Origin of the sequence: Rhodococcus sp. PvR099, assembly GCF_017833315.1 — a bacterium.
Classification (GTDB): domain Bacteria; phylum Actinomycetota; class Actinomycetes; order Mycobacteriales; family Mycobacteriaceae; genus Rhodococcus_G; species Rhodococcus_G oryzae.
The window spans coordinates 4,651,504-4,675,017 of sequence record NZ_JAFIBV010000001.1; the positions used below are offsets into that span (position 1 = coordinate 4,651,504).

Genomic DNA, 23,514 nt, shown 5'->3' on the forward strand with positions numbered 1-23,514 from the left:
GTGGGTACGACACCGGTTGTGTCGGGGTCGTGACCCGGGCTCGGTGCTCAGCTCTCCGTGCCGTGACCCATGGCGCGCAGCATCGACAGCATGTCCGCGCGGGAGGTGGCGTCGAGGCGACGGCGGATCCGGGCGACGTGGTGCTCGACGGTTTTCGCCGAGATGAACAGCCGGGCACCGATGTCCCGGTAGGTCAGGCCCATCACCAACAGGTTCGCCACCTCGGCCTCGCGGTCGGTCAGGCCCGCGCTGAGTTCGCGCTCGGTCCCCGCGACCGTGCCGGGCGTCGACGACGCGGCGGGTCGCAGGGAGCGCGCGACCTGCAGCAGCGTGGTCGCGGTCCTGGTGTCGGAGGCGCGGAGCGCGGCCTCGCTGGCGAGACGGGCACCGTCCCATGGCAACCCGATGCGGTCCAGGGTGCGCGCGGACTGTTCCACCACGGTCGCGTCGATCTCACCCTGCAGCACCCGAAGCCAGGCGCGGCCCGCGGCCGCGAGGCCCGCCGCGTACGGGCTGGTCTCGGCCGCGACACCGAGGGCGTTGGCGTGCGGCAGCAGTTCCGACGGGCTCTCGGCCAGGATCGCGGCCTGCACGCCGTACCAGTGCAGGGGCGAGCCCCACAGCGTGGGTTCGCCGAGCCGGGTGAGCAGTTCGTTGGCCTGCTCGATGAGGTGCGCGAGTCGGTCGGTGTCCCGCAGTCTGGCCGCGCCCAGCCACAGTTCGCCGAGCGGGAGCAGGCTGAAGAGATCGGCCGAGTGCTCTGCGATGACGCCGTGTGCCCGCTCCCACGAGTGGGTGAGGGCGCCGATGTCACCGACGCGACGGGCCAGTCCGACCCGCAGCGCCGCGATGAACAGCGCGTCGCGCGGGGTGGGCTCGGTGTCCGTCGGCATCGCATCGAGCCGGGCCGTCGCGGCATCCAGGTCGCCGCGGATCATGGCGATCCAGGTCAGCAGCAACTCGTGCCGCTGACGGGTGATGCTCTCGCGAGGCTCGGTGTCCAGTGCCCGCTGCAGCACGGCCTGTGCCCCCGCGAGTTCGCCGCACGCGATGCCCGCCAGTGCGGTGATGGCGGCACCGCTGTCGGGTAGCAACCGGGGTCGGGAACCGTTGGCGGACAGGGACAGCCCACGGGTCAGCGAGTTGACCGCGATCGCAACCCGGCCGTCGATCGACTGTCGCAGGCCCTGCGCGAGCAGCGCTGCGCCCGCGGACGTCGACGTCGGGGGCGAGCCCGCCTGGCGGTCCGTCATCGCCTCGGCCCGCTCCGGCCGTCCCGCGGCCAGCAGCACCGTGGCCGCGATGGGTGCGTCGGAGCCGACGCGGGCCGGGCCGAGCCATTCGTAGAGATCTGCGCTGCGGCCGAGCATGCCCTGCTGCGCGGCGACGCTCGCCGCGATCCGAACGGCCGCAGCGAGTTCGGTGTCGGTCAGGTCTGCAGCCCGTTCGAGCAGGCCGTCGGTGAGCCCGACCGCGGTGTCCAAGTCTGCGCTCAGCGCCGCCGCCTCGGACCAGCGCAGGGCGAGGGTGTTCCGATCGGCGCCCGCGCGGACGGCCTCCGCGTACAGGCTCGCGGCCAGCGGCGGCTCGGCGTGTTCGGCGGCGCTGCAGAGGAACTCGGCCAGCTCCGGATCCGTCACGCCCGCCTCGCCGTAGGCGCGGGCCGCGGGGAGATCGAGGGCGCCGTCCGCCAGCTTCGCGCGCAGCGAGTCGGCGTGCAGCCGGGCCAGCCGCTGCGCTCCGAGCGCGGCGGCCAGCGGTTCGCGGGCGACGGGCAGGAGGGTGTGGGTGACCAGTCCGGTGCCGCGCGCCCGGTCGATCAGGTCCTGGGCCACGGTCGGGTCGACGGACAGCACCCGGACGAGTTCGACGGGATCGGGCCCCGAGCCGATCGCGGCGATCGCCAGGGTGCACAACAGGTCCGCGTCGAGCTCCGCGAGCCGGGGGCGCAGGTGTGCGGCCGTCGCTGCGTCGAGGGCCCGTTCCAGAGCGGGCTGGGTGCGCGGCTCGGTGGGGTCGAGGCGGGACAGGGCGCCGAGCGTCGCGTCGACGCTCTGCACGCCGCCCCCGGTGATCCGCAGGATCGCGGCGGCGAGACCGATAGGAAGTCGCACGCCCAGTGTCGATTCCGCGCGGACGACGATGTCCCGCGTAGTCATCGGGTCGAGGGGCAGTGAGCCGAGCGCATCGCCGAGCGAGCGCAGGGCGCGGCTGTGCGGCCGCGGTTCGGTGGCGACGATCACGGTGATGTCCGGGCGGTGCGCGGCCAGGGTCAGCGCGTCGACCGCGGCGTCGGGCAGCAGATGGGCGTCGTCGACGACCAGCGCGCCGCCGGGTTCGACGTCTGCGCCCGCCGTCGAGGCGACGGCGGTCCCGTTGGCACGCAGCTCGTCTCGGATCGTGGCGAGCAGGGTCGATTTGCCACTGCCAGCAGTTCCGCGGATCAGCATGTGCGGGGTGCCCGTTCGCGCGGCGGCGAGGAACGCCTGTGCCCCAGGCATTCCGGCGAGGGTGGCCGCAGCGGTGCCGGTTGGTTCGGAGGTCAGCACGGTCACGGTTCCTACTGCCCGCCGCCGAGCAACCCGCCGACGCCCTGGCCGACGCCGCCGACGACGCCGCCCAGACCGCCGAGCACGCCGCCGACGCCGTTACCGACACCCTCCACCACGCCGCCGACGCCGTTTCCGACACCGGTGGCGGCGCCGCCGACGCCGTCGACGAAGTCGTTCGCGATCTGGCCGCCGCCGTCACCCTGCGGGGGCGCGGGCGGGGGCGTGTACCCGCCGCCCGCAGGAGGCGCAGGTGGGGGCGGGGGTGTCCCGCCGCCAACGGGTCCCGGTGCAGGCGCCGGGGCGGGTGCGGCGGCGGGGGAGCCGGGTGCCGGGGCGGGTGCCGCGGCGCCGCCCGAATTGGCGGAGACCTGCCGCGCGGTCGAACCGGCGTCGGATCGGATGGGCGCGCCGGTGGGGTCAAGACGGACGGGGGAGTCCCCGGTGGTCGGGCTGACCACGCCGTCGACGACGGGCAGCACGGTGCCGTCCGGTGCGACCGTGGTGGTGACGCTGTGGCCGCTGGTCGTGGCACCCCGGCTGGTGTCCGCGTTGGACGGCGTCAGCGCGCCGGTACCGAGCGAGAGCCCGCCTGCGGCCAGGATGGCGATCGCGGCGGCCGCGGCGGCGACGATCGCGGCCTTCTTGGGGGTGGAGAGCGATGCGCCCCTGGAGGCGGGCCGGATGCCGGGACGCGGACCCGCCGACGCGGGCGGCACCGGCGCGACCTCCACGACGGTGGTCGCGGCGGCCGCGGCGGCCGGAACCACCGCGAGCGGCACCGTGTGGGCGCCCTCCGCGGCGGCGAGGAGCGCGGCGCCCTGTGCCGCGGTTCGCTCGGGATGGGCGTCGGCGACCACGGGCAGCCGCAGTTCGGCGGAGAGCAACTCGGCGACCAGCGGCATCGCCGAGCTGCCACCGATGAGCAGGACCTGACCCACGTCGGACAGGTCGACGCCCGCGTTGCGCAGCGTCTCCCGGACCAGTTCGACCGAGTCCGCCAGCGGCTCCCGGATCAGGTCCTCCAGCTCCGCACGCACCAGTCGGACGTCGCTGTGCACGCCGGGCAGGTCGATCCCGATGACCGTCTCGGTGTCCGAGGACAGTGCCTCCTTGGCTGCGCAGCAGCGGGCCCGCAGTTGGGCGAGGGCGTTCATGGTGTCGGGGTCGAAGGGGTCCAGTTCGCCTGCCTCGCCCACGACACCGTCGAGCACGTACCGCAGCGTGAGGTGGTCGAACTCGGATCCGCCGAAGTCCTCGGACCGCATCGGCTTCCCGATGATCCGAGGAGTGTCGCCTGCGTGAACGAGCGTCACGTCGAGGCTGGTGCCGCCGAGGTCGTAGACGAGCACGAGGTCGTCGGAGGTGCCTGCGTAGTCGCGGGATCCGTTGCGCTGCAGCCATGTGACCGCGGCCTCGGGCTCGGGGACGAGCGTGACCCCGCCCAGGCCGGCGCGGTCGAGCGCGGAGCGCAGCGCGTCCACCGTGTGGCCCGGCCAGACCGCCGGATACGCCGCCGCCACGGCGGGGAACTCGGCGAGTTCGGCAGAGGACGCCTCGATCAGGCACTGCATCGCGGTGACGACGAGGTCCTCGCCGGTGTGGGTCGAGCCGTCGTCGGCGACGAGCGCGACGGGGTCGCCGACGCGGGTGGCGAAACCGGAGATGACGGTTCCACGTGGAACGTCCCCCTCGTGCCTGCTGGGCACGCCGAGAACCGCGGGGGCGTCCCCGCCGAGCGCCAGGGTCGAACTCGCCGTGATCGACGGTCCCTGCGCGTCCGCGTCGTGCTCGAGGGCGGTGACCGCCACCGAGTTCACGGCGCCGACGGTGAGTCCGAGTCCAACAGTCATCGAAGTGTTCTCCCGTGCTCGCCCCGCGGCTTCCGCCGCCGGAGTGGCTGACAATTCTCCCGTTGGCCGGAGCCAGGGGCGGGTGACGATTTCCCGGGTTCTGAGCCGGGGGTGGGGGCCGAATGTGGCCCCCGCTGTTGCCCACTGTGTCGGGTCACGCGCGTGAAGCGTTACCGATTCGAAGACAAACGCGCAGATGGGGGAGGTATCCCCTATCGGGCGGGGATCCCCTATCGGCCCCACCCCCCACGCGCTCCGCGAGGCAGGGGAGTTCACCCCGTTGGGGCGGGGTGTCCGCGTACCTAGCGTTGAGGGCAATCGTTTCGCGTCGTCTATCGCGATCCGTTCGACCAGACCTCAGGAGATCGACATGACCACCAACGCTCTTCTCGACTTCATCCTCAGCCTCCTGCGTGATGACGAGGCGAGGGCGCTGTACTGCCAGAACCCGGACGCGGCGTTGGCCGCCGCCGGGCTGGGCGGCGTGTGCGCCGCGGACATCTCCGCAGTGGCCCCGTTGGTCGCCGAGTCGGGTCTGTTCGCCGGCGCCGCAGGTGAGTTGACGAGCATCGTGAACGCGGGGCTCGACACGGCCGTCGGCGGTGCACTCGGTGGCGGCCTCGGTGGCGGCCTCGGTGGTGGCCTCGGACTGGGAGGTGGCCTCGGTCTGGGTGGCGGCCTCGCGGCAGGCGCAGGCGCGGGTCTGGGGCTCGGTGGCGGACTCGGTCTCGGTGGCGACATCGACCTGGGAGCCGATCTGAGCGCGGCTCTGAGCGCAGCGCTGGGGGCTGCCCTGCAGATCGGCGGCCAGATCGGCGCCGATCTCGGTGCGGCCATCGGCGCGGCACTGGAGGCATCGCTCGGTCTGGGCGGCGCCGTGGACGTGAACGCGGACCTGGGCCTTGGCGGTGCGCTCAGCGGTGCGCTGGGTGGCGCGCTCGGAGTCGGCGGAGACCTGGTGGCCGAGCTCGGCGGCGCGCTGAACGCCGCGCTGAGCGGGGTGACCGACCTGGACCTGGGCGGGGCTCTCGACCTCGGCGCGGTGCTGGGCAGCGCACTCGAGGTCGGCGGCGACATCGGCGCCGACCTGGGCGTCGCGCTCGGCGGGGTGCTCGGTGCCGCGTTCGGTGCGGACGGTGCACTCGGTGGCGCCTTGTCCACCGCGCTCGAGGGCGGCCTCGATCTCGGCGCTGCGCTGGGCGGCACCCTCGGCGGCGCACTCGGCCTCGGTGGCGAGCTGACCTCCGGTCTGACCGGTGCGCTCGACGCGGCGCTCGGTGCGGGCGGTGGCCTTGACCTCGACGGCGTGCTCGGTCTCGGTGGCGGCCTGACCTCCGGTCTGACCGGTGCGCTCGACGGGGTGCTGGACCTGGGCGGCGGCCTCGGTGGTGGCCTGGACCTGGGCGGCGACCTCGGCGCCACGCTGAGCGCGGCGCTGGGCGGGGCGCTCGGAGCGGGCGGCGATGTCGCCGCCGACCTCGGTGGCGCGCTGGGTGGCACGCTCGGCGCCCTGGTCGGTGCGGGTGCGGGCCTGGATCTGGGCGGCGTCCTCGGTGCGGGCGGGGAGATCGGCGGGGACCTCGGCGCCACGCTGGCCGGTGCGCTCGGCGGTGCGCTCGGGGTGGACGGCGGCCTCACTGCCGGGCTCGGTGCGGCGCTGGACGCGGCGCTCGGCGCCGCGGGCGGCCTCGACCTCGGTGCGGAGGGTGGCCTCGGCGGATCGCTCAGCACCGCGCTCGAGGGCGTGCTCGGTGCGGGCGGGGAGATCGGCACGGACCTGGGGGCTTCGCTGGGCGGGGTGCTCGGCGCGGCGCTCGGTGCGGGCGGCGATCTCGGTGGGGAACTCGAGGCGGCGCTCGGTGGCGCGGCGGGTGGCACCGGTGAGATCGACCTCGGTGGCGCGCTCGGCACGGTGCTCGGCACCGCCCTCGATCTCGACGGCGGCCTCGCAGGCGGGCTGGGCACGGCCCTCGAGGGTGCGCTCGGGGCGGGCGGCGCGCTCGGCGGAGACCTCGACCTCGGCGGTGCCCTCGGGGGTGCGCTCGGTGGCGGCCTCGACCTGGGCGGCGCGGTCGACGGACTTCTCGGTGCGGGCGGCGCCCTCGATCTGGGCGGCACTCTCGACGGCCTCCTCGGCGCGGGCGTCGGCCTCGACCTCGGTGTCGGCGCGGACCTCGACGCCGGTCTCGATGCGGCAGCGGGCCTCGGCGGCGGACTGGACGCGGTCGCGGGCCTCGGTGCGGGCCTGACCAGCGGCCTGGCCGGCGGTCTCGGTGGCCTGTTCGGTGCGGGTGCCGGCCTCGGCGGCAGCCTGACCGGCGCGCTGGACGGTGCCGCGAACGCGGGCGCGGACCTGGGCGGCGCGTTGTCGGGTGCGGCGAACGCGGGTGCGGAGCTGGGTGGCGGCCTGACCGGTGCGCTCGATGGCGCGGCCAACGCGGGTGCTGAGCTCGGCGGCGGCCTGACCGGCGCACTGGACGGTGCGGCCAACGCGGGCGCGGAGCTGGGTGGAGCCCTGTCGGGTGCGGCGAGCGCTGGCGCAGACCTGGGCGGCGCACTGTCGGGGGTCGCGAACACCGGTGCGGAGCTCGGTGGCGCCCTCTCGGGTGCCGCGGGAGCGGCCACGGACCTGACGACCGGCCTGGACGCCGTCGCGGACCTCGGCGGCGCGGTCACCGGTGCGGTCGATGCAGGCATCGGGGCGGGCGTTGGCGGCGCGACGTCGGCGGGCGGCGAGCTCGGCGGCACCTCCGACCTGGTCGGCGGGATCAGCTCCGGCCTCGGCGGTGCCACCGCGGCCACCGGGAACGCGTGGTCGTCGCTGGACGCCTCGAACGCCTTCGGCAGTGAGGTCACCACGACCCACGAGGCGGACGGCGGCCTGTTCGGCGATGGGCTCGGCGGCATCGGCGGCGGGCTCTTCGGAGACGCGGATGCGACCGGCGCCGCCGAGATCGGCGGCGAGGCGGCCGCGCACGCGGATCCGCTGCTGCCCTGATCGATCTGTAACGGAGCCGGCCCCGTACGCGTTATTGCGTGTGGGGCCGGCTCCGTGCTGGATACAGTGAAATCGCTCGCCGCGAGCGCCCGTTCGGGCGCCCGCGGCGCAGATTGGATTGTGGGTCGGGTTCATGGACAACGCAGCTGCTTCGGCAGTCGAACGCACCGCCGCGGGACAGGCAACGGCCGCGGACATGGTGGCGCTGCTCGAGCGGACCGGGGTCATCGCCCGGACCGCCGGGCGAGCCGATCTGGTGGACCGCCTTGAGCTGGCCAAGACCAGGGTGCTGGATCCGCGGATGCGGATTGTCGTGGTCGGCCCGCTCAAGCAGGGCAAGAGCCAGTTGGTGAACTCGCTGCTCGGCCTGACCGTGTGCACGGTCGGCGACGACGAGACCACCGCGGTGCCCACGGTCGTGCAGAACGCGCAGACGGCGAGTGCGGAGTTGGTCCTCGCCGAGCCGGGAGCCGACGCCGTCAGGGTGGCGGTGCCGCTGGAGGAACTGAGCGCCGTCACGCCGTCGACGCCGCTGGCCGGCGGACGCGAGGTGCTGCGGGTCGAGGTGAACGTGCCGAGCCCGCTGCTCGCCGACGGGCTGGTGCTGGTGGACACCCCAGGCGTCGGCGGGCACGGAAACCCACACGCGGCAAGCACTCTCGGCCTACTTCCCGCTGCCGACGCGGTCCTGGTGCTCTCGGATGCCAGTCAGGAGTTCACCGAACCGGAGGTCGCGTTCCTTCGGCAGGTCCTCGGCCTGTGCCCGGCCGTGGCCTGCCTGATCAGCAAGACCGATCTGTACCCGCACTGGCGGGAGATCGTCGAGGCGGACCGCGGGCACCTCGGCCGCGCCGGGCTCAGCGTGCCGTTGATCCCGGTGTCGTCGGCGCTGCGCTCGCACGCGGTGCGACTGCAGGACGAGGAGCTGAACGTCGAGTCGGGGTTCACCGACCTCTACGCGTTCCTGCGCGAGCAGGTGGTGGCAAGGGGAGACCTCACCACCCGCCGCGCGGTGGCGCTGGACGTGCACTCGGTCACCGAACACCTGACCCTCGCGCTCGGCAGCGAGCTCGCCGCGCTTCGTGACCCGGCCAAAGGCGCTGCGGCCGTTGCGGAGCTGCAGAAGGCCAAGGTCGCGGCCGAGGAGCTGCACAAGCGCACCTCGCTGTGGCAGCAGACCCTGTCCGACGGCGTCACCGACCTGGCCGCCGACATCGACCACGACCTGCGGGACCGGCTGCGCCGCGTCACCCGCCAGGCCGAGGAGTCCGTGGACGAGGGCGACCCCGGCAAGGACTGGGCGGAGCTCGGCGAGTGGCTCGAGCAACAGGTCGCGACCTCGATCGGCGACAACTTCGTCTGGGCGCACGACCGCGCGATCTGGCTGGCCGAGGTGGTGGCCGGGCACTTCGCGGAGTCCGGGTCGGTGGACCTGCCGCACCTCGACGTCGCCGACCTGGGCGGGGTCCTCGAGCCCGTCAGCTCCCTCGCCGACCTCGAATCGGGGAGCATCGGCATCACCCAGAAGATGCTCGTCGGCATGCGCGGCTCGTACGGCGGCGTGCTGATGTTCGGGCTGATCACCACGCTGATGGGGATGGCCCTGGTGAACCCGATCTCCGTGGGCGCCGGGCTGGTGCTGGGCACCAAGGCCTATCGGGAGGATCGCGAGCAGCGGATCCTCAAGCGCCGCAGCGAGGCGAAGGTCGCGATCCGGCGGTTCGTCGACGACGTCAGCTTCCAGGTGAACAAGGAGTCGAAGGATCGGCTGCGGCTGATCCAGCGACTGCTGCGCGACCACTTCACCGCCATCGCCGAGCAGACCCTGCGCTCACTCAACGACTCGCTGCGCGCCGCGCAGGAGGCCGCGAACCTGGCCACCACCGAACGTACCCAGCGCGCCGCCCAGATCGAGCGGGACATGCGCGCGCTGAGCGAGCTCAAGGAGCTTGCGGCACAGATGCTCCCGGTGGAGATCGAACGGTGAGCGCGGGCGCGCTGGCGCAGGCGCGGGCACTGATCGGTGCGGCACGTGAGGTGTATGCGGGCGATCCCACGGTACGCAGGCAACTCGACGAGTGCGCCGAGCGGATCGATCAGCCGCTCCGGGTCGCGCTCGCCGGGTCGTTGAAGGCCGGTAAGTCGACGCTGCTCAATGCGCTTGTGGGACAGGACATCGCACCGACCGACGCCACGGAGTGCACCCGTGTCGTCACCTGGTACCGGCAGGGCCCGACGCCGACGGTCACCGCGTGGCACCACGGCGACCAGTCCTTCAACGTGCCCGTCCAGCGGCGAGAGGGCAGCAGCCTCACCTTCGACCTCGGCGCGATGACGGCCGCGGAGGTGGACCGGCTGGACGTGGAGTGGCCGGCGCGGGCGCTCACCAACACCACCATCATCGACACCCCCGGCACGTCCTCGCTCTCGCGCGACGTCTCCGCCCGCACACTGGAGATGCTGACCCCGGAGGACTCGGCCTCCGGGGCGGATGCCGTGGTGTACCTGCTGCGCACCCTCGCCGCCACCGACGTCGCATTCCTCGGTCAGATCGGCTCGCACGTCGGCGGCGAGTCCGGACCCCTCGGGGTGGTCGGGGTGGTCTCGCGCGCGGACGAGGTGGGCGCGGGCCGCCTCGACGCGATGATGTCGGCCAAGGAGGTCGCGTCCCGCTTCGCCACCGAGCTGGAGCTGACGGGGCTGTGTCAGGCGGTGGTCCCGGTCGCCGGGCTGCTCGCGCTCGGCGCGCGCACGCTACGGCAGCGCGAGTACGAGGCCTTCCGCGCGCTGGCCGAGGTTCCGCCCGAGGACCTGCAGCTGGCGATGCTGTCCGCGGACCGGTTCTCCCGCCCGGACAGCCCGCTGCCGGTGGACGCGCACACCCGCGCCCAGTTGGCGCACCGTTTCGGGTTGTTCGGAATCCGGCTGGCGGTCACGCTGATCAAGCTCGGCACGCCCGATTCGCCCAGTCTCGCAACGCAGCTCGTCGAGCGCAGTGGCCTCCACGAGCTGCGGCAGGTGATCGACGTGCAGTTCGGTCAGCGCGCGGATCAGCTCAAGACACACTCGGCCCTGCTCGCGCTCACCCGCGTGCTCTCGGCCCACCCCCGCGCCGAGTCCGCGCCGATCCTCGCCGCGGCGCAACGACTGCTCGCCGATGTGCACGGCTTCCAGGAGTTGCGGCTGCTCGGGCGATTGCGCTCGACCCGGCCGAACCTGTCCGACGATGATGTCGCGCAGCTGCAGCGGCTGGTCGGCGGGTTCGGCATCGGGCGCAGCGAGCGGCTCGGGCTCGACCCCGATGACGGCGTCGCCGCGGAGCGGGCCGCGGCCCTTGCGGCGGTGCGCAAGTGGCGGACCTGGGCCGAACATCCGCTGCTGGATCAGTTCACCGCGCGCGCCTGCGGGATCGGCGCGCGCAGCGCGGAGGGCGTGCTCGCCGAGCTCTCGGGCTAGGCGTCCGGCCGCGGGTCGCGGCGGTCAGTGCCGCAACCAGCGACTCATAGCGGGCGCGAAAAGCGCTGCGACGCCGATGGTCACGAGTCCGGCGTAGACGAGTGGGGCCCACTCCAGCACGCCGCCGGAGGCCTCGCCCGCGTCGACCATGAGCGACAAGAACACGATGGCCGCGGCGACGGAGACGACGCCGACCAGGGCGAGGGCGATTCGGGCGGCGCTGCGACGCCCACCGAGCAGGTGCAGACAGATCAGTCCGGCGACCAGCAGCAGTGCGGCGGCCGACGCGCAGCCCAGCAGGGTGACCGAGACGGTGTCGGCGATGTCGCGGTGGGCGGTGCGCGGCCGTTCGGCGGACAGCGCGGACTCCAGCGCGTCGCGGACCGCGGTCAGCTCGAGCGCGGTGGCGGCACCGATGCCGATCAGGACGGCGAACGAGCCGATCCAGGCGGACCGGGCGACGGTGAGAGCGCGCGGCGGGGCGTCGGTGGGCGCGGGGCGCAGCGGGGTGGCGGCAAACTCCGGGCGCGGTGGCTGCGGGCGGTGCGGCGGCTGCGGCGGTGCGGCCTGGGGCGGGACTCCGAACTCCTGCTCGCCTGCGTTGTCCATGCCTGGATCGTAGGCGTCCGGCTAGGGGTTCCCCGCGGATCCCGGACTAGGCGTCGTACTGCCACTGGTGACCGGCGGGCGTGCACATGATCTCCCTGCCCTCCGGCGTCTGCGACCTCTCGTCGAGCGCGGGGTCGCATGGCGACCCGAACTCGTGGACGCCGACGATCCCTCCGTTGGTACCCGACCAGACGCCCCCGTCGGGGCCGCGCCGGCAGGAGAGCTGTTCGCCGGTGTCCCCGTCGACGCCGACTCGATTCTCCGAGCATCCTCCGCCCTTGGATCCGACGATCGGATCGGCGGCGGGCGGGTGCGGACCGGGGTGGGCGACGGCGGCGCCCCCGAGCCCGAGCGCGGGCAGGGCGATCAGTGCGGCGACGGCGGCGGTGCGGATGGCCGCGGTGATTCGGTTGGTGGACATGACGGCAGACCGTTCGTGTGGTTGGGGGTGCGGCCGAGGCTCGCAGGACACCTTCAACGCTATGACCGGACCCCTCGCCGCACCATCACCACACGGGACGGGAACTCGCCGGAGAAAGTTCGTGCGCCAGGGAACAAAACGCGAACCGCCCCCGTTGACCACTTCGACAGCCTTGAGTGAACCAGACTCAAGTTCGAGCTTGACTCCCACGCCGATGGGTTGCAAACTTGAGCGTGTAGCACTCACTTAGGGTGAGATGGCCAAGAAATGCCAGCACAACCAGCCCCGGCGCCTAACGTCGCCGGGGGTGCTGCGACAAGTAGGAGGAACACTATGGCTCGTGCGGTCGGAATCGACCTCGGGACCACCAACTCGGTCGTGTCTGTGCTCGAAGGCGGCGAGCCCGTAGTGGTCGCCAACTCCGAGGGCTCGCGCACCACCCCGTCGATCGTCGCCTTCGCCAAGAACGGTGAGGTGCTGGTCGGCCAGCCCGCAAAGAACCAGGCGGTCACGAACGTCGACCGCACCATCCGCTCGGTCAAGCGCCACGTCGGCACCGACTGGAACGTCGAGATCGACGGCAAGAAGTACACGTCGCAGGAGATCAGCGCGCGCACGCTCATGAAGCTGAAGCGCGACGCCGAGGCGTACCTCGGTGAGGAGATCACCGACGCCGTCATCACCGTGCCCGCGTACTTCGAGGACGCGCAGCGTCAGGCCACCAAGGAAGCCGGCCAGATCGCCGGCCTCAACGTGCTCCGCATCGTCAACGAGCCCACCGCGGCCGCGCTGGCGTACGGCCTGGACAAGGGCGAGAAGGAACAGACCATCCTGGTCTTCGACCTCGGCGGCGGCACCTTCGACGTGTCCCTGCTCGAGATCGGCGACGGCGTCGTCGAGGTCCGCGCGACCTCCGGCGACAACCACCTCGGTGGCGACGACTGGGACGAGCGCATCGTCTCCTGGCTCGTCGACAAGTTCAAGGCGTCCAGCGGCATCGACCTGACCAAGGACAAGATGGCCCTGCAGCGTCTGCGCGAGGCCGCCGAGAAGGCAAAGATCGAGCTGTCCTCCTCGCAGAGCACCTCGATCAACCTGCCGTACATCACCGTGGACGCGGACAAGAACCCGCTGTTCCTCGATGAGCAGCTGACCCGCGCCGAGTTCCAGAAGATCACCTCCGACCTGCTCGACCGCACCCGCGCGCCGTTCCAGGCCGTGATCAAGGACAGCGGTATCTCGGTCAAGGACATCGACAACGTCGTGCTCGTCGGTGGTTCCACCCGTATGCCCGCGGTCTCGGACCTGGTCCGCGAGCTGACCGGTGGCCGCGAGCCCAACAAGGGCGTGAACCCGGACGAGGTCGTCGCCATCGGCGCAGCCCTGCAGGCCGGCGTGCTCAAGGGCGAGGTCAAGGACGTGCTGCTCCTCGACGTCACCCCGCTCTCCCTCGGCATCGAGACCAAGGGTGGCGTGATGACCAAGCTCATCGAGCGCAACACCACCATCCCGACCAAGCGCTCGGAGACCTTCACCACGGCGGACGACAACCAGCCGTCGGTGCAGATCCAGGTGTTCCAGGGTGAGCGCGAGATCGCCTCGCACAACAAGCTCCTGGGATCCTTCGAGCTCGCGGGCATCCCGCCGGCCCCTCGCGGCGTGCCGCAGATCGAGGTCACCTTCGACATCGATGCCAACGGCATCGTGCACGTGACCGCGAAGGACAAGGGCACCGGCAAGGAGAACACGATCAAGATCCAGGACGGCTCCGGCCTGTCCAAGGAGGAGATCGAGCGGATGGTCAAGGACGCCGAGGCGCACGCCGAGGAGGACAAGGCCCGCCGCGAGGAGGCCGAGGTCCGCAACCAGGCCGAGTCGCTGGTGCACCAGACCGAGAAGTTCATCAAGGACAACGAGGACAAGGTGCCCGCGGACGTCAAGGAGAAGGTCGAGGCCGCCATCGCGGAGGCCAACACCGCCCTTGCCGGCACCGACATCTCCGCGGTGAAGTCCGCCGTGGAGAAGCTCGCCACCGAGTCCCAGGCCCTGGGCGAGGCGATCTACAAGGCGCAGGCCGATGAGTCCGCGGCAGGCGCCGACGGCGCCGCCCCGAGCCAGGGCGACGATGTCGTCGACGCCGAGGTCGTGGACGAGCCCTCCGATCAGGACAAGAAGTGACCGAACGGGACGCCGACCGCGAACCAGTAGTCGACACCGAGACCCTGGCCGCCGCTGATGCGGCGGCCGGGGCCGCGGCCGACACCGAGGACACCGTGGACGAGCTGCTCACGCTGACCTCGGAGCTCGAGAAGGCCAGCACCGAACTGGGCTACGCGAAGGCGGAGATCGCGAACATCCGCCGGAATTCGCTCGTCCGCATCGACCAGGCGGTCGCGGCGGAGCGGGCCTCGGTGGTCGGAAAGTTCCTCGATGTGGTGGACGACCTCGACCGGGCCCGCGCGCACGGTGACCTGGAGTCCGGCCCGCTGAAGGCGCTGTCCGACAAGCTCGCCGGGGTGCTGGAGGGTCTCGGTCTCGCGGCGTTCGGCGACGAGGGCGACGCCTTCTCCCCGGAGCTGCACGAGGCCGTGCAGGTCGAGGGCGACGGCGACCATCCGGTGCTCGGGACGGTCCTTCGCAAGGGCTACCGCCTCGGCGACCGGATCCTGCGGACGGCGATGGTGACGGTCACGGACGGCGCGCCTGCGCCGGACGGGGCCCCGGAGTAGTTACACAGGAAGCAACGAGAGGAGGAGACGCCCGGTGAGTGAGCGGGAGTGGATCGAGAAGGACTTCTACAAGGAGCTGGGCGTCTCCTCTGATGCTTCGGCAGACGAGATCAAGAAGGCCTACCGGAAGCTGGCGCGGGATCTGCACCCCGACGCCAACCCGGGGGACACGGCGGCCGAGGAGCGGTTCAAGGCCGTGAGCGAGGCGAACGCCGTGCTCTCGGATGCCGCCAAGCGCAAGGAGTACGACGAGGCCCGCCGGCTGTTCGCCAGCGGCGGCTTCGGTCGCGGTGGTTTCCGCCCCGGCGCCGAGTACAGCACGGCGGGCGGCGGATTCGGGGGCGGCGAGTTCAACATCGGTGACCTGTTCGGCGGTGGCACCAGTTACACCTCCGGCGGTGACGGCGGCATCGGCGACATCTTCGGCGGCCTGTTCGGCGGCGGTCGAGGTGGCGGCACGCGGACCGGTGCGGGCACCCGCCCGCAGCGGGGCAGCGACGTGGAGGCCGAGACCACCCTGCCGTTCCGCGAGGCCGCGACGGGCGTCACGGTGCCGCTGCGGCTGACCAGTCCGGCGTCCTGCATCACCTGCCACGGCAGCGGTGCGAAGCCGGGCACCAGCCCGCGGGTGTGCCCGCGCTGCAACGGTTCCGGAATCGTCAGCAGGAACCAGGGCGCGTTCGGGTTCAGCGAGCCGTGCGACGACTGCCGCGGCACCGGCTCGATCATCGACGACCCGTGCACCGACTGCCACGGCACCGGCGTGCAGAACCGCACCCGCAACCTCACCGTCCGGATCCCGAAGGGCGTGAGCGACGGGCAGCGGATCAGGCTGGCCGGGCAGGGCGAAGCGGGCCTGCGCGGCGCGCCGTCGGGCGACCTGTACGTCACCGTGCACGTCAAGGCGGACAAGGTGTTCGGCCGCAACGGCGACGACCTGACCGTCACCGTGCCGGTCAGCTACGGCGAACTGGTGCTCGGCACCACCGTTTCCGTACCCACCCTCGAGGGCCGGGTCGGCGTCAAGATCCCGGCCGGCACCGTGGACGGCCGGATCCTCCGGGTGCGCGGTCGCGGGGTGCCCAAGCGCAGCGGCGGTGCGGGCGATCTGCTCGTGACCGTCAAGGTCGCGGTGCCGCAGGATCTCGACGAGACCGCCACCGAGGCGCTGCAGACCTATCTGTCGGCCGAGAAGGCCAGCGGATTCGATCCGCGTGCGGGCTGGGCGGGTGCGTGATGACCGCGCCCCGGGGACCAGGCCACAGCCGGTCTGACGTGCCCGCGGACCCGGACGCCCAGGTCTTCGTGATCTCGGTGGCCGCGGAACTGGCGGGCATGCACGCCCAGACGCTGCGGACCTACGACCGGCTCGGCCTGGTGACCCCGCACCGCACCACCGGTGGGGGTCGCCGCTACTCGCCCCGGGACGTGGCACTGCTGCGCGAGGTGCAGCGGCTTTCCCAGGACGAGGGCGTCAACCTGGCGGGCATCAAGCGGATCATCGAGCTGACCAATCAGGTGGAGGCGCTGCAACGGCGGGTCACCGAGATGGCCGCCGAGATCGCCCAGGTGCACGCCAGCTATCGGCGGGACCTGGTGCCGATCCCGCGCAACAACGCACTGGTCGTCTGGAAGCCCAGGCACGAGCGCTGATCCGCCCTGTCGCGCAGTCGAGCGCAGGGCGATCGGTTCGGCGGCGTTGAACGATGCAGGGCCGGGCTCCGTTTGATGGCGACGATTGGTTAGCGATCGGTCGCCAGTCGTCGCAATGATGCGTCCAGGTCCCGTACTAGCGCTCCGACACGGCCGCGACCGCTCGGGGCGTTCGGGTAACGCGTCAGGACGCTCACCACGACGGGGCTTGCCAGATCTTCTGCCTTCTCGATGTATTCGGCGCCGACGCTGTGGTCGTCGCATGCATCGAGCTCAAAGGCTCGAGCCGCGTGGGCGGCCGGTCCGAGGATGTGCAAGACCTGAGTCGCTTTTGCCAGCGGATGCAGGAACGCCGCACTGGCCGCGGCAACGGCAGCCCGCGCAGCAGCGCTCGCCGCAGCCTGTCCTGCATCACGTGTCTCTTGATAGGCCCGGTTTGCCGCCCACGCGTTGTCCCGGATCGCCTTGGTCCGCTTGGCTCCCTCCACGAACGTCTGCGCAGCGTCGATCGCTGCACGTGGGCGCCGATCGTCAGGGTGTTCACGTTCGAAGATGGCCAAGGCGGGCTCCGCGCAGGTCACGGCAAAGCGCGTGATCTCGCGCAGTTCAGCCATGCTGAGTTCTATCGTCAGTTTCTCGTCAGCCACATTCATGACACTCAACCGTATCGTTGAACTGTCCGTTGAAGCTTTCCAGTGATATTGGCAGGACAGTGACGCAAAACCTTCAATATGGTCGGCGACTCAGGCGACAGGCCTTTGGCCCGGCCGCTGCGCCGGTATCCGGCGAATTGCCAGATCGCGGTCGGAGCCTCGTGAGACAGTGAGCCATGGCCGGTCTCGGGTCGTGGTGAGCGATGGTCGAGAAGGTACGCGTCGTGGTCGCCGACGATCATCCGCTCTTTCGTGACGGCGTCGTCCGGGCGCTCGTCGGGAGCGGCGCCGTCGAGGTGGTGGGGGAGGCCGACGACGGGGCCGCCGCGCTGGCGTTGATCAGGGAGCATCGACCGCAGGTCGCGCTGGTCGACTACCGGATGCCGCAGCTCGACGGGAGTCAGGTCGCGGCCGCCGTGCGCCGCGACGAACTGGGCACCCGGGTGTTGCTGCTCTCCGCGCACGACGAGTCCGCGATCGTGTACCACGCGGTGCAGGAGGGCGCGGCCGGGTTCCTGCCGAAGGAGTCGACGCGGGCCGAGATCGTGGCCGCGGTCCTCGACTGCGCGAAGGGTCGCGACGTGCTCCCCGCCGGCCTGGCCGCGGGCCTGCTCGGCGAGGTCCGGCGGCACGCCGAGCCCACCGGTCCGGCGCTGAGCGCCCGCGAGCGGGAGGTGCTGGCGGCCATCGCCCGCGGGTTGACGATCCCGGCAATCGCGGGGGAGCTGTTCCTGGCGCCGTCCACGGTGAAGACCCACGTGCAGCGGCTGTACGAGAAGCTGGGGGTGAGCGATCGCGCGGCGGCGGTGGCCGAGGCCATGCGCCGGGGATTGCTGGAGTGACGTGGCGGGCCGTGATCGGGACCGTGTCGTCGAGCGGTACGCGACGGAGGCCGTGCGGGTCACCGCCGTCCTTCGGCTCCCGCTGATCGCGCTGATCGCGCTGCTGGGTCCGGTCGTCCGCATCGAGCACTGGATGCCGACGCTGTTCCGGCTGGTCCTGCTGGGGTACGCCGTCGCGGCGGCGGTGTGGCTCGCGGTGGTGCTGCGCAGGCAGGTGCGGCCGTGGGCGGGCTGGGGGTCCACCGGCGTCGACATCGCGGCGCTGCTCGCGCTCTGCCTGGCGTCCGGCGGCGCGACCTCCTCGCTGCTACCGGTGTTCTTCCTGCTGCCGGTGGCGGTGGCGTTCCAGTACCGGCCCGCGCTGACCGCCTCCCTCGGCACCTGCACGGCCGTCGGCTACCTGTTGGTGTGGATCTTCTACGCGGTCCGAGACGACCTCGTCGACCTGCCGGGAGTGGTGTTCCTGTACTTCGGTTTCCTGTTGTGGCTCACCGCCGCGACCACCGCGCTGTCCTTCGTCCTTATGCGCCGCTCGGGGACCGTGATCTCGCTGCTGGACGTGCGCCGACGCCTGGTCGCCGAGTCGATGGGGGCGGAGGAGCGCGAGCGCAGGCGACTGGCCGAGCACCTGCACGACGGCCCGCTGCAGAACGTCCTCGCCGCCCGGATGGACCTCGAGGAGGCGATCGAGCGCGACCGGGACCCCGCACTGGTGGCCGCGGAGGCCGCGCTGCGCGAGACCGCCACCCAGCTCCGTTCGACGGTCACCACGCTGCACCCGCAGGTGCTCGAGCAGCTGGGCCTGACGGCGGCGCTGCGTGAGCTGGCCGACGGGCATGGCCGCCGCGGCGGCTACGAGATGCGGGTGCGGCTGGAGGAGGTGGGCAGGCCGGACTGTCAGTCGCAGCTCTACCGGGTGGCAAGGGAGGCGCTCGGCAACGTCGACAAGCATGCGCACGCGCGCCGGGTCGAGGTGCTGCTGGCCCGCACCGCCACGGCCATCACCCTCGAGGTGGCCGACGACGGTGTCGGCTTCGACCCGGACGACCTGCCCGCGCGGGTCGCCGAGGGGCACATCGGGCTGGCCTCGCAGTTCCTCCGGATCGAGAACCTGGGCGGGACCCTGGAGCTGACGTCGGCGCCGGGGGAGGGCACCCGTGTGGTGGCGACGGTCCCCTCGTCCTGATGGATCAGATCGGGCAGCCGGAAGCCGGTGTCCTGCTGACGAAGTTCGGCCGGACATCGAGATCGGGGTCGTCGTAGAGCCGGTGGAAGGTCGGCGTCAATGCCGCGGACATCGGTGGGTTGATCCACGACCAGTCCGTCGGGCAGGTGCGCCCGGCCTTCTCCTCACGGCCGACGAAGTCGAGGAACTGCTTGGCCACCGTGTGGTGGTCGACCATGATCACCCCCGCCTCCCGGTAGCTGTGGATGACCGCCCGGTTCAGCTCGACCAGCGCCCGGTCCTTCCATAGCGTGCGGTCCGAGCTCATGTCGAGCCGCAGCTTCTTGGCGATGGTCGGCAGCATGTCGTACCGGTCCTCGTCGCTGAAGTTGCGGGCACCGACCTCGGTGCTCACGTACCAGCCGTTGAAAGGCGCGCAGGGGTAGGTGAGCCCGCCGATCTCCAGGTCCATGTCGGACACCGCGGGCACCGCGTGCCACTTGAGGCCCAGCTTGGCGAACCACTTGTAGTTCGGGTGCTCGAGCGGGACCTCGAGAACCAGGTCCTCGGGCACCTCGAACCACTGCAGCGGCTCGTCGGGGACCGAGATCAGCAACGGCAGCACGTCGAACCGGGTGCCCTCGCCCTTCCAGCCCATCTTCGTCACCTGTTCGGTGAGTGCGACGTGCCACGGGTCGCCGGTGATGCTGCCGTCCTCGTTGCGGTACCCCGCGTAGCGGATGAGCTGGGGGCTGAGGATGCGGAACTCCCGGCCGTCCGGGAGCGGTCGCGGGCCGATGGTGATCACCGACTGCAGCGCGCCGCCGTTGGTGGCGACCCGCAGGTGTTCCCAGCACGCCTCGGCCAGTTCCGCCGCGGTCACCGCGTGGCGGGCGTCGATCAGCTTGAGGGTGCGCCAGTGATTGCGCCCCACACAGCGCGCGTGGTTCCGCCAGGCGAGCTTCGCCCCGATCAGGAGTTCCTCGGCGGTGTGCTCGTAGCGCCCGGTGAGCGCGAACTCGTCGAGTGCCGCGGTGTGCCGTTCCGCGGGCAGGTGCGCCAGCTCCGGTTGCGCGAAGAACTCGGTGCACTCGCGCAGCCGCCGCTCCAGGTCCTCGGTTGTCGACGTCCGGGCGCTCGCGGCCGAAATGTCGCGGAGCCCTTCCTCTCCGGAGGCTATGACCACGGTGACGGAACTCCATTCTGCCGCCCCCGCGGCGGCCTCACATCGACGAAGACCCTAGTGTGAGAACCGTCAGTCTGCGAGTTGAACGGACGTTCTACTAGTACGTGTTTCGGATGTGGCGATTCCTCGCTAGACTTCCCCAAACCCAACGGCAACCAGCCGGAGGGGCCACGCGACCTGCAGAGGACACCGCAGGCCGCGTTTGTATGCGGAACGGGGACTCTGCAGTGGATTCAACGGCTATTTCGCTTGTCCGAACGACCTTCAAGGCCGTGGCGGCAATCGACGACGGACCGGCTCGGCTGACGCAGTCGTTCTACTCCGTGTTGTTCGCGAACAACCCCGACGTCCGCGAGTTCTTCCCCGCCGCCATGGAGGCCCAGCGAGAGCGGCTGGTCCACGCGATCGCCTACGTCATCGACCAGCTCGACGACCCTGAGCCGGTTCTCCTGTTCCTCGCTCAGCTCGGCCGCGATCACCGCAAGTACGGCGTGGTCGACGCGCACTACACCGCCGTCGGCAACGCGCTGATCTTCGCGCTCAAGAACTTCGCGGGCAACGAGATGTGGACCGACGAGGTCGACAACGCCTGGCGCGAGGCCATCGCCCTGATCGCCTCGGTGATGATGGAGGCCGCGAACGCCGAGACCGGCCCCGCGACCTGGACCGGCACCGTCGTCGAGCACAAGCAGGTGCTCCAGGATGTCGCGGTGGTCCGGCTGCAGCTGGACCGGCCGATGGAGTACGGCGCCGGCCAGTACGTGAGCGTGACCGTCCCCGGCCGTCCCCGCATGTGGCGCTACCTCTCGCCCGCCATCCCGGCGAACCCCGAGGGGCAGATCGAGTTCCATGTCCGGCGCGTCTCCGGCGGCTGGGTGAGCCCGGCGATGGTCGGCCAGACCAACCTCGGCGACACCTGGGTGATGGGTTCCCCGCTCGGCGCGCTCGGCGTGGACCGCACCCAGAACCGGGACATGCTGATGATCGGGTCGGGAACGGGCATCGCCCCGCTGCGCGCGCAGCTGATGGAGATGGCGATGCGCGCGAACAACCCGAACGTGCACGTGTTCGTGGGCGGCAACTACCCGTGCGACCTGTACGACATCGAGACCCTGTGGCAGCTGTCGCTGACCAACCCGTGGCTGACCGTCATCCCGGTCTCCGAGGAGGACACCAACCCCTGGTTCCACCTCGACCCGATCCCGTCCCCGCCCGCCGGGATGTACAAGCGGATCACCGGCAAGGTCAGCGCCGTCGCCGCCGATTTCGGTGACTGGTCGAACCACGACATCCAGATCGTCGGGTCCGCCTCCACGATCCAGACCGCGAAGTTCCGGCTGCAGGCCAAGGGTGTCCCGGTCGAGAACATGCGGCACGACCCCCTGTACTGATCCGGGTCAGGGCATCGCACCGCCCGGTCAGCGGGAGAGGCGGTAGGCCACGATGACGCCGCCGCAATAGCGTCGCTGGAGAGAGAGTCTCCAGCGAAAGGCAGTCACCGTGAACGCCCAGTCAGCTTCGTCCGCAGGGACCGCTTCCCCTCAGGCCGACACAGCAGCCGACGTCGACGTGGTCGTCGTCGGCGCCGGCTTTGCCGGGCTCTACGCGCTCCATCGGCTCCGAGGAGCAGGGCTCACGGTGCGGGTGTTCGAGGCGGGCGACGGGGTCGGTGGCGTCTGGTACTGGAACAGGTACCCCGGCGCGCGCTGCGACGTCGAGAGCGTCGACTACTCGTACTCGTTCTCCGAAGAACTGCAGCAGGATTGGGACTGGAGCGAGAAGTACGCCACCCAGCCGGAGATCCTGCGCTACGTCAACCACGTCGCGGACCGCTTCGACCTGCGCCGCGACATCACCTTCGGCACCAGGGTGACCGACACGGTGCTCGACGAGCAGACGCTGCGCTGGCAGGTCAGCACGGATGCGGGCGAGACGATCTCCGCCCGGTTCGTCATCTTCGCGGTCGGCCCGCTGTCCAATGCGAACATCCCCGCCATCGAGGGCCTCGACGAGTTCCAGGGCGGGGTCTATCACACCGCGCACTGGCCGCACGAGGGCGTCGACTTCACGGGCAAGCGGGTCGGCGTGATCGGGACGGGATCCTCCGGCATCCAGACGATCCCGTTCATCGCGGAGCAGGCCGAGCAGCTGCACGTGTTCCAGCGCAGCGCGAACTACAGCGTGCCCGCGGGCAACGTGCCGCTCGACGAGGAGACCAGGCGCGCGCAGAAGGCGGGCTACGCCGAGCGACGCAGGCTCTCGTTCCTCAGCGGCGGCGGCTCCCCGCACCAGGCGCACCCCAGCAACGCCCTCGAGGTCTCGGAGGAGGAGCGGCGCGAGGCCTACGAGAAGCGCTGGCAGCTCGGCGGGGTGCTGTTCAGCAAGACGTTCCCGGACCAGGTGCTCGATGCCGACGCCAACGCCACCGCCAGGGAGTTCTGGGAGGGCAAGGTGCGCGCGGTCATCGACGACCCCGAGGTCGCGGAGCTGCTGATCCCGAAGGACCACGCGATCGGCACCAAGCGGATCTGCACCGACGCCAACTACTACCAGACCTACAACCGCGCCAACGTGAACCTGGTGAACCTCAAGGCCACCCCGATCGCCCGCATCGACGCGACCGGCGTCAACACGACCGGCGAGCGCTACGAGCTGGACGCCCTCGTGCTGGCCACCGGGTTCGATGCGATGACCGGTTCGCTCGAGAAGGTGAACATCGTCGGCCGCGACGGCCGGACGTTGAACCAGGCGTGGGCGGAGGGCCCGCGGACCTACCTCGGCCTCGGCACGGACGGGTTCCCCAACCTGTTCAACCTGACCGGGCCGGGCAGCCCGTCGGTGCTCGCGAACATGGTGCTGCACTCGGAGCTGCACGTGAACTGGGTCGCTGACCTGATCGAACACCTCGACACCCACGGCGCCGTCGCCGTCGAGGCGACCGCCGATGCGGTCACCGCGTGGGGACGCGAGTGCACCGATCGGGCCGCGTCCACGCTCATGACCACGGCGAACTCGTGGTACCTCGGCGCCAACATCCCCGGTAAGCCGCGGGTGTTCATGCCGTTCGTCGGCGGCTTCGGCGCCTACGGCGAGATCATCGCCGAGGTCGCGGCCGCCGGGTACAAGGGATTCGAGCTCATCGAGGCGGGTGCCTGACCACACCGTCCCGGTGCTGATTGGGACACGTCCAAGTCGACGGCGTCCAGGTCGAGGGCACTGAAAGACGCTGGGCGCCAGACGGTGGCGCCCAGCGTCTAGTCGTATCCGCAGGACCTTTTCTGAAACGTGTTGCAATTCAATCCGTTTCGTTATCTGGATCACAGTGTCGGGCTTGACGTTACTTAGATCACACCCTTACGCTCCCCCGAGCAACTGCTTGCTTATCCGAACGAGGAGACCT

At 71.3% G+C, this 23,514-nt stretch carries 17 protein-coding genes; 11 read left to right on the forward strand and 6 right to left on the reverse strand.

From position 1 onward, the window contains the following. Positions 1–47 precede the first annotated feature (47 nt). Complete coding sequence (locus JOE46_RS21535) at positions 48–2,555, reverse strand: LuxR C-terminal-related transcriptional regulator (RefSeq protein WP_307861322.1); 2,508 nt, start codon at positions 2,553–2,555, stop codon at positions 48–50. A gap of 5 nt (positions 2,556–2,560) precedes the next feature. Beyond that, positions 2,561–4,402, reverse strand: coding sequence for an Hsp70 family protein (locus tag JOE46_RS21540; RefSeq protein ID WP_209928429.1), 1,842 nt, complete (start codon positions 4,400–4,402; stop codon positions 2,561–2,563). Between the two features lie 370 nt (positions 4,403–4,772). Between JOE46_RS21540 and JOE46_RS21545 the strand changes: the two genes are divergently transcribed. From JOE46_RS21545 to JOE46_RS21555, 3 genes are all read left to right on the forward strand, one after another. After that, complete coding sequence (locus tag JOE46_RS21545) at positions 4,773–7,400, forward strand: IniB N-terminal domain-containing protein (RefSeq protein ID WP_209928430.1); 2,628 nt, start codon at positions 4,773–4,775, stop codon at positions 7,398–7,400. Between the two features lie 133 nt (positions 7,401–7,533). Then, entirely contained in the window at positions 7,534–9,387 is a 1,854-nt protein-coding gene (locus tag JOE46_RS21550; RefSeq protein ID WP_209928432.1) for a dynamin family protein, read from the forward strand. Then, positions 9,384–10,856, forward strand: a complete 1,473-nt coding sequence (locus JOE46_RS21555) for a dynamin family protein (RefSeq protein ID WP_097210011.1) — start codon at positions 9,384–9,386, stop codon at positions 10,854–10,856. The genes JOE46_RS21550 and JOE46_RS21555 overlap by 4 nt, the downstream gene beginning before the upstream one ends. A gap of 24 nt (positions 10,857–10,880) precedes the next feature. Here the strand turns inward: JOE46_RS21555 and JOE46_RS21560 are convergent, their stop codons facing one another. Together JOE46_RS21560 and JOE46_RS21565 are read right to left on the reverse strand one after the other, a co-directional pair. After that, complete coding sequence (locus tag JOE46_RS21560) at positions 10,881–11,465, reverse strand: hypothetical protein (RefSeq protein WP_209928433.1); 585 nt, start codon at positions 11,463–11,465, stop codon at positions 10,881–10,883. 46 nt (positions 11,466–11,511) lie between these two features. Further along, positions 11,512–11,886, reverse strand: coding sequence for a hypothetical protein (locus JOE46_RS21565; protein WP_209928435.1), 375 nt, complete (start codon positions 11,884–11,886; stop codon positions 11,512–11,514). 333 nt (positions 11,887–12,219) lie between these two features. On the opposite strand from JOE46_RS21565, the gene dnaK reads away from it, so the two are divergent. The 4 genes from dnaK to JOE46_RS21585 are packed head-to-tail and all read left to right on the forward strand — an operon-like array spanning position 12,220 to position 16,268. Then, a complete protein-coding gene (gene dnaK / locus JOE46_RS21570; RefSeq protein ID WP_097210014.1) occupies positions 12,220–14,064 on the forward strand; it encodes a molecular chaperone DnaK in 1,845 nt (614 codons plus the stop codon). Further along, complete coding sequence (grpE, locus tag JOE46_RS21575) at positions 14,061–14,615, forward strand: nucleotide exchange factor GrpE (protein WP_097210015.1); 555 nt, start codon at positions 14,061–14,063, stop codon at positions 14,613–14,615. Before dnaK ends, grpE begins: the two co-directional genes overlap by 4 nt. A 34-nt stretch (positions 14,616–14,649) precedes the next feature. Beyond that, a complete protein-coding gene (gene dnaJ, locus JOE46_RS21580) occupies positions 14,650–15,852 on the forward strand; it encodes a molecular chaperone DnaJ (protein ID WP_097210016.1) in 1,203 nt (400 codons plus the stop codon). After that, positions 15,852–16,268: a heat shock protein transcriptional repressor HspR gene (locus JOE46_RS21585; protein ID WP_077040431.1), complete on the forward strand. Its 417-nt coding sequence runs from the start codon at positions 15,852–15,854 to the stop codon at positions 16,266–16,268. The genes dnaJ and JOE46_RS21585 overlap by 1 nt, the downstream gene beginning before the upstream one ends. 89 nt (positions 16,269–16,357) lie before the next feature. Here JOE46_RS21585 and JOE46_RS21590 read toward each other — a convergent pair whose 3' ends face one another. After that, positions 16,358–16,921 carry a putative immunity protein gene (locus JOE46_RS21590; RefSeq protein WP_209928437.1) on the reverse strand — a complete coding sequence of 188 codons (564 nt, stop codon included), beginning with the start codon at positions 16,919–16,921 and terminating at the stop codon, positions 16,358–16,360. Between the two features lie 203 nt (positions 16,922–17,124). Here JOE46_RS21590 and JOE46_RS21595 point away from each other — a divergent pair, with 203 nt between their 5' ends. Together JOE46_RS21595 and JOE46_RS21600 are read left to right on the forward strand one after the other, a co-directional pair. Then, on the forward strand, positions 17,125–17,763 hold the full coding sequence (locus JOE46_RS21595; protein WP_077040433.1) for a response regulator transcription factor: 639 nt from the start codon (positions 17,125–17,127) through the stop codon (positions 17,761–17,763). Position 17,764: 1 nt separating this feature from the next. After that, positions 17,765–18,949, forward strand: a complete 1,185-nt coding sequence (locus tag JOE46_RS21600) for a sensor histidine kinase (RefSeq protein WP_209928438.1) — start codon at positions 17,765–17,767, stop codon at positions 18,947–18,949. 4 nt (positions 18,950–18,953) lie between these two features. Here the strand turns inward: JOE46_RS21600 and JOE46_RS21605 are convergent, their stop codons facing one another. Then, positions 18,954–20,078 (reverse strand): nitric oxide synthase oxygenase, encoded by a 1,125-nt coding sequence (locus JOE46_RS21605; protein WP_179800447.1) that lies wholly within the window; start codon positions 20,076–20,078, stop codon positions 18,954–18,956. A 263-nt stretch (positions 20,079–20,341) separates the two neighbouring features. On the opposite strand from JOE46_RS21605, the gene JOE46_RS21610 reads away from it, so the two are divergent. Together JOE46_RS21610 and JOE46_RS21615 are read left to right on the forward strand one after the other, a co-directional pair. Further along, positions 20,342–21,505 carry a globin domain-containing protein gene (locus JOE46_RS21610; RefSeq protein ID WP_179800425.1) on the forward strand — a complete coding sequence of 388 codons (1,164 nt, stop codon included), beginning with the start codon at positions 20,342–20,344 and terminating at the stop codon, positions 21,503–21,505. A 109-nt stretch (positions 21,506–21,614) separates the two neighbouring features. Continuing rightward, positions 21,615–23,270 carry an NAD(P)/FAD-dependent oxidoreductase gene (locus JOE46_RS21615; protein WP_097210021.1) on the forward strand — a complete coding sequence of 552 codons (1,656 nt, stop codon included), beginning with the start codon at positions 21,615–21,617 and terminating at the stop codon, positions 23,268–23,270. Positions 23,271–23,514: the final 244 nt, after the last annotated feature.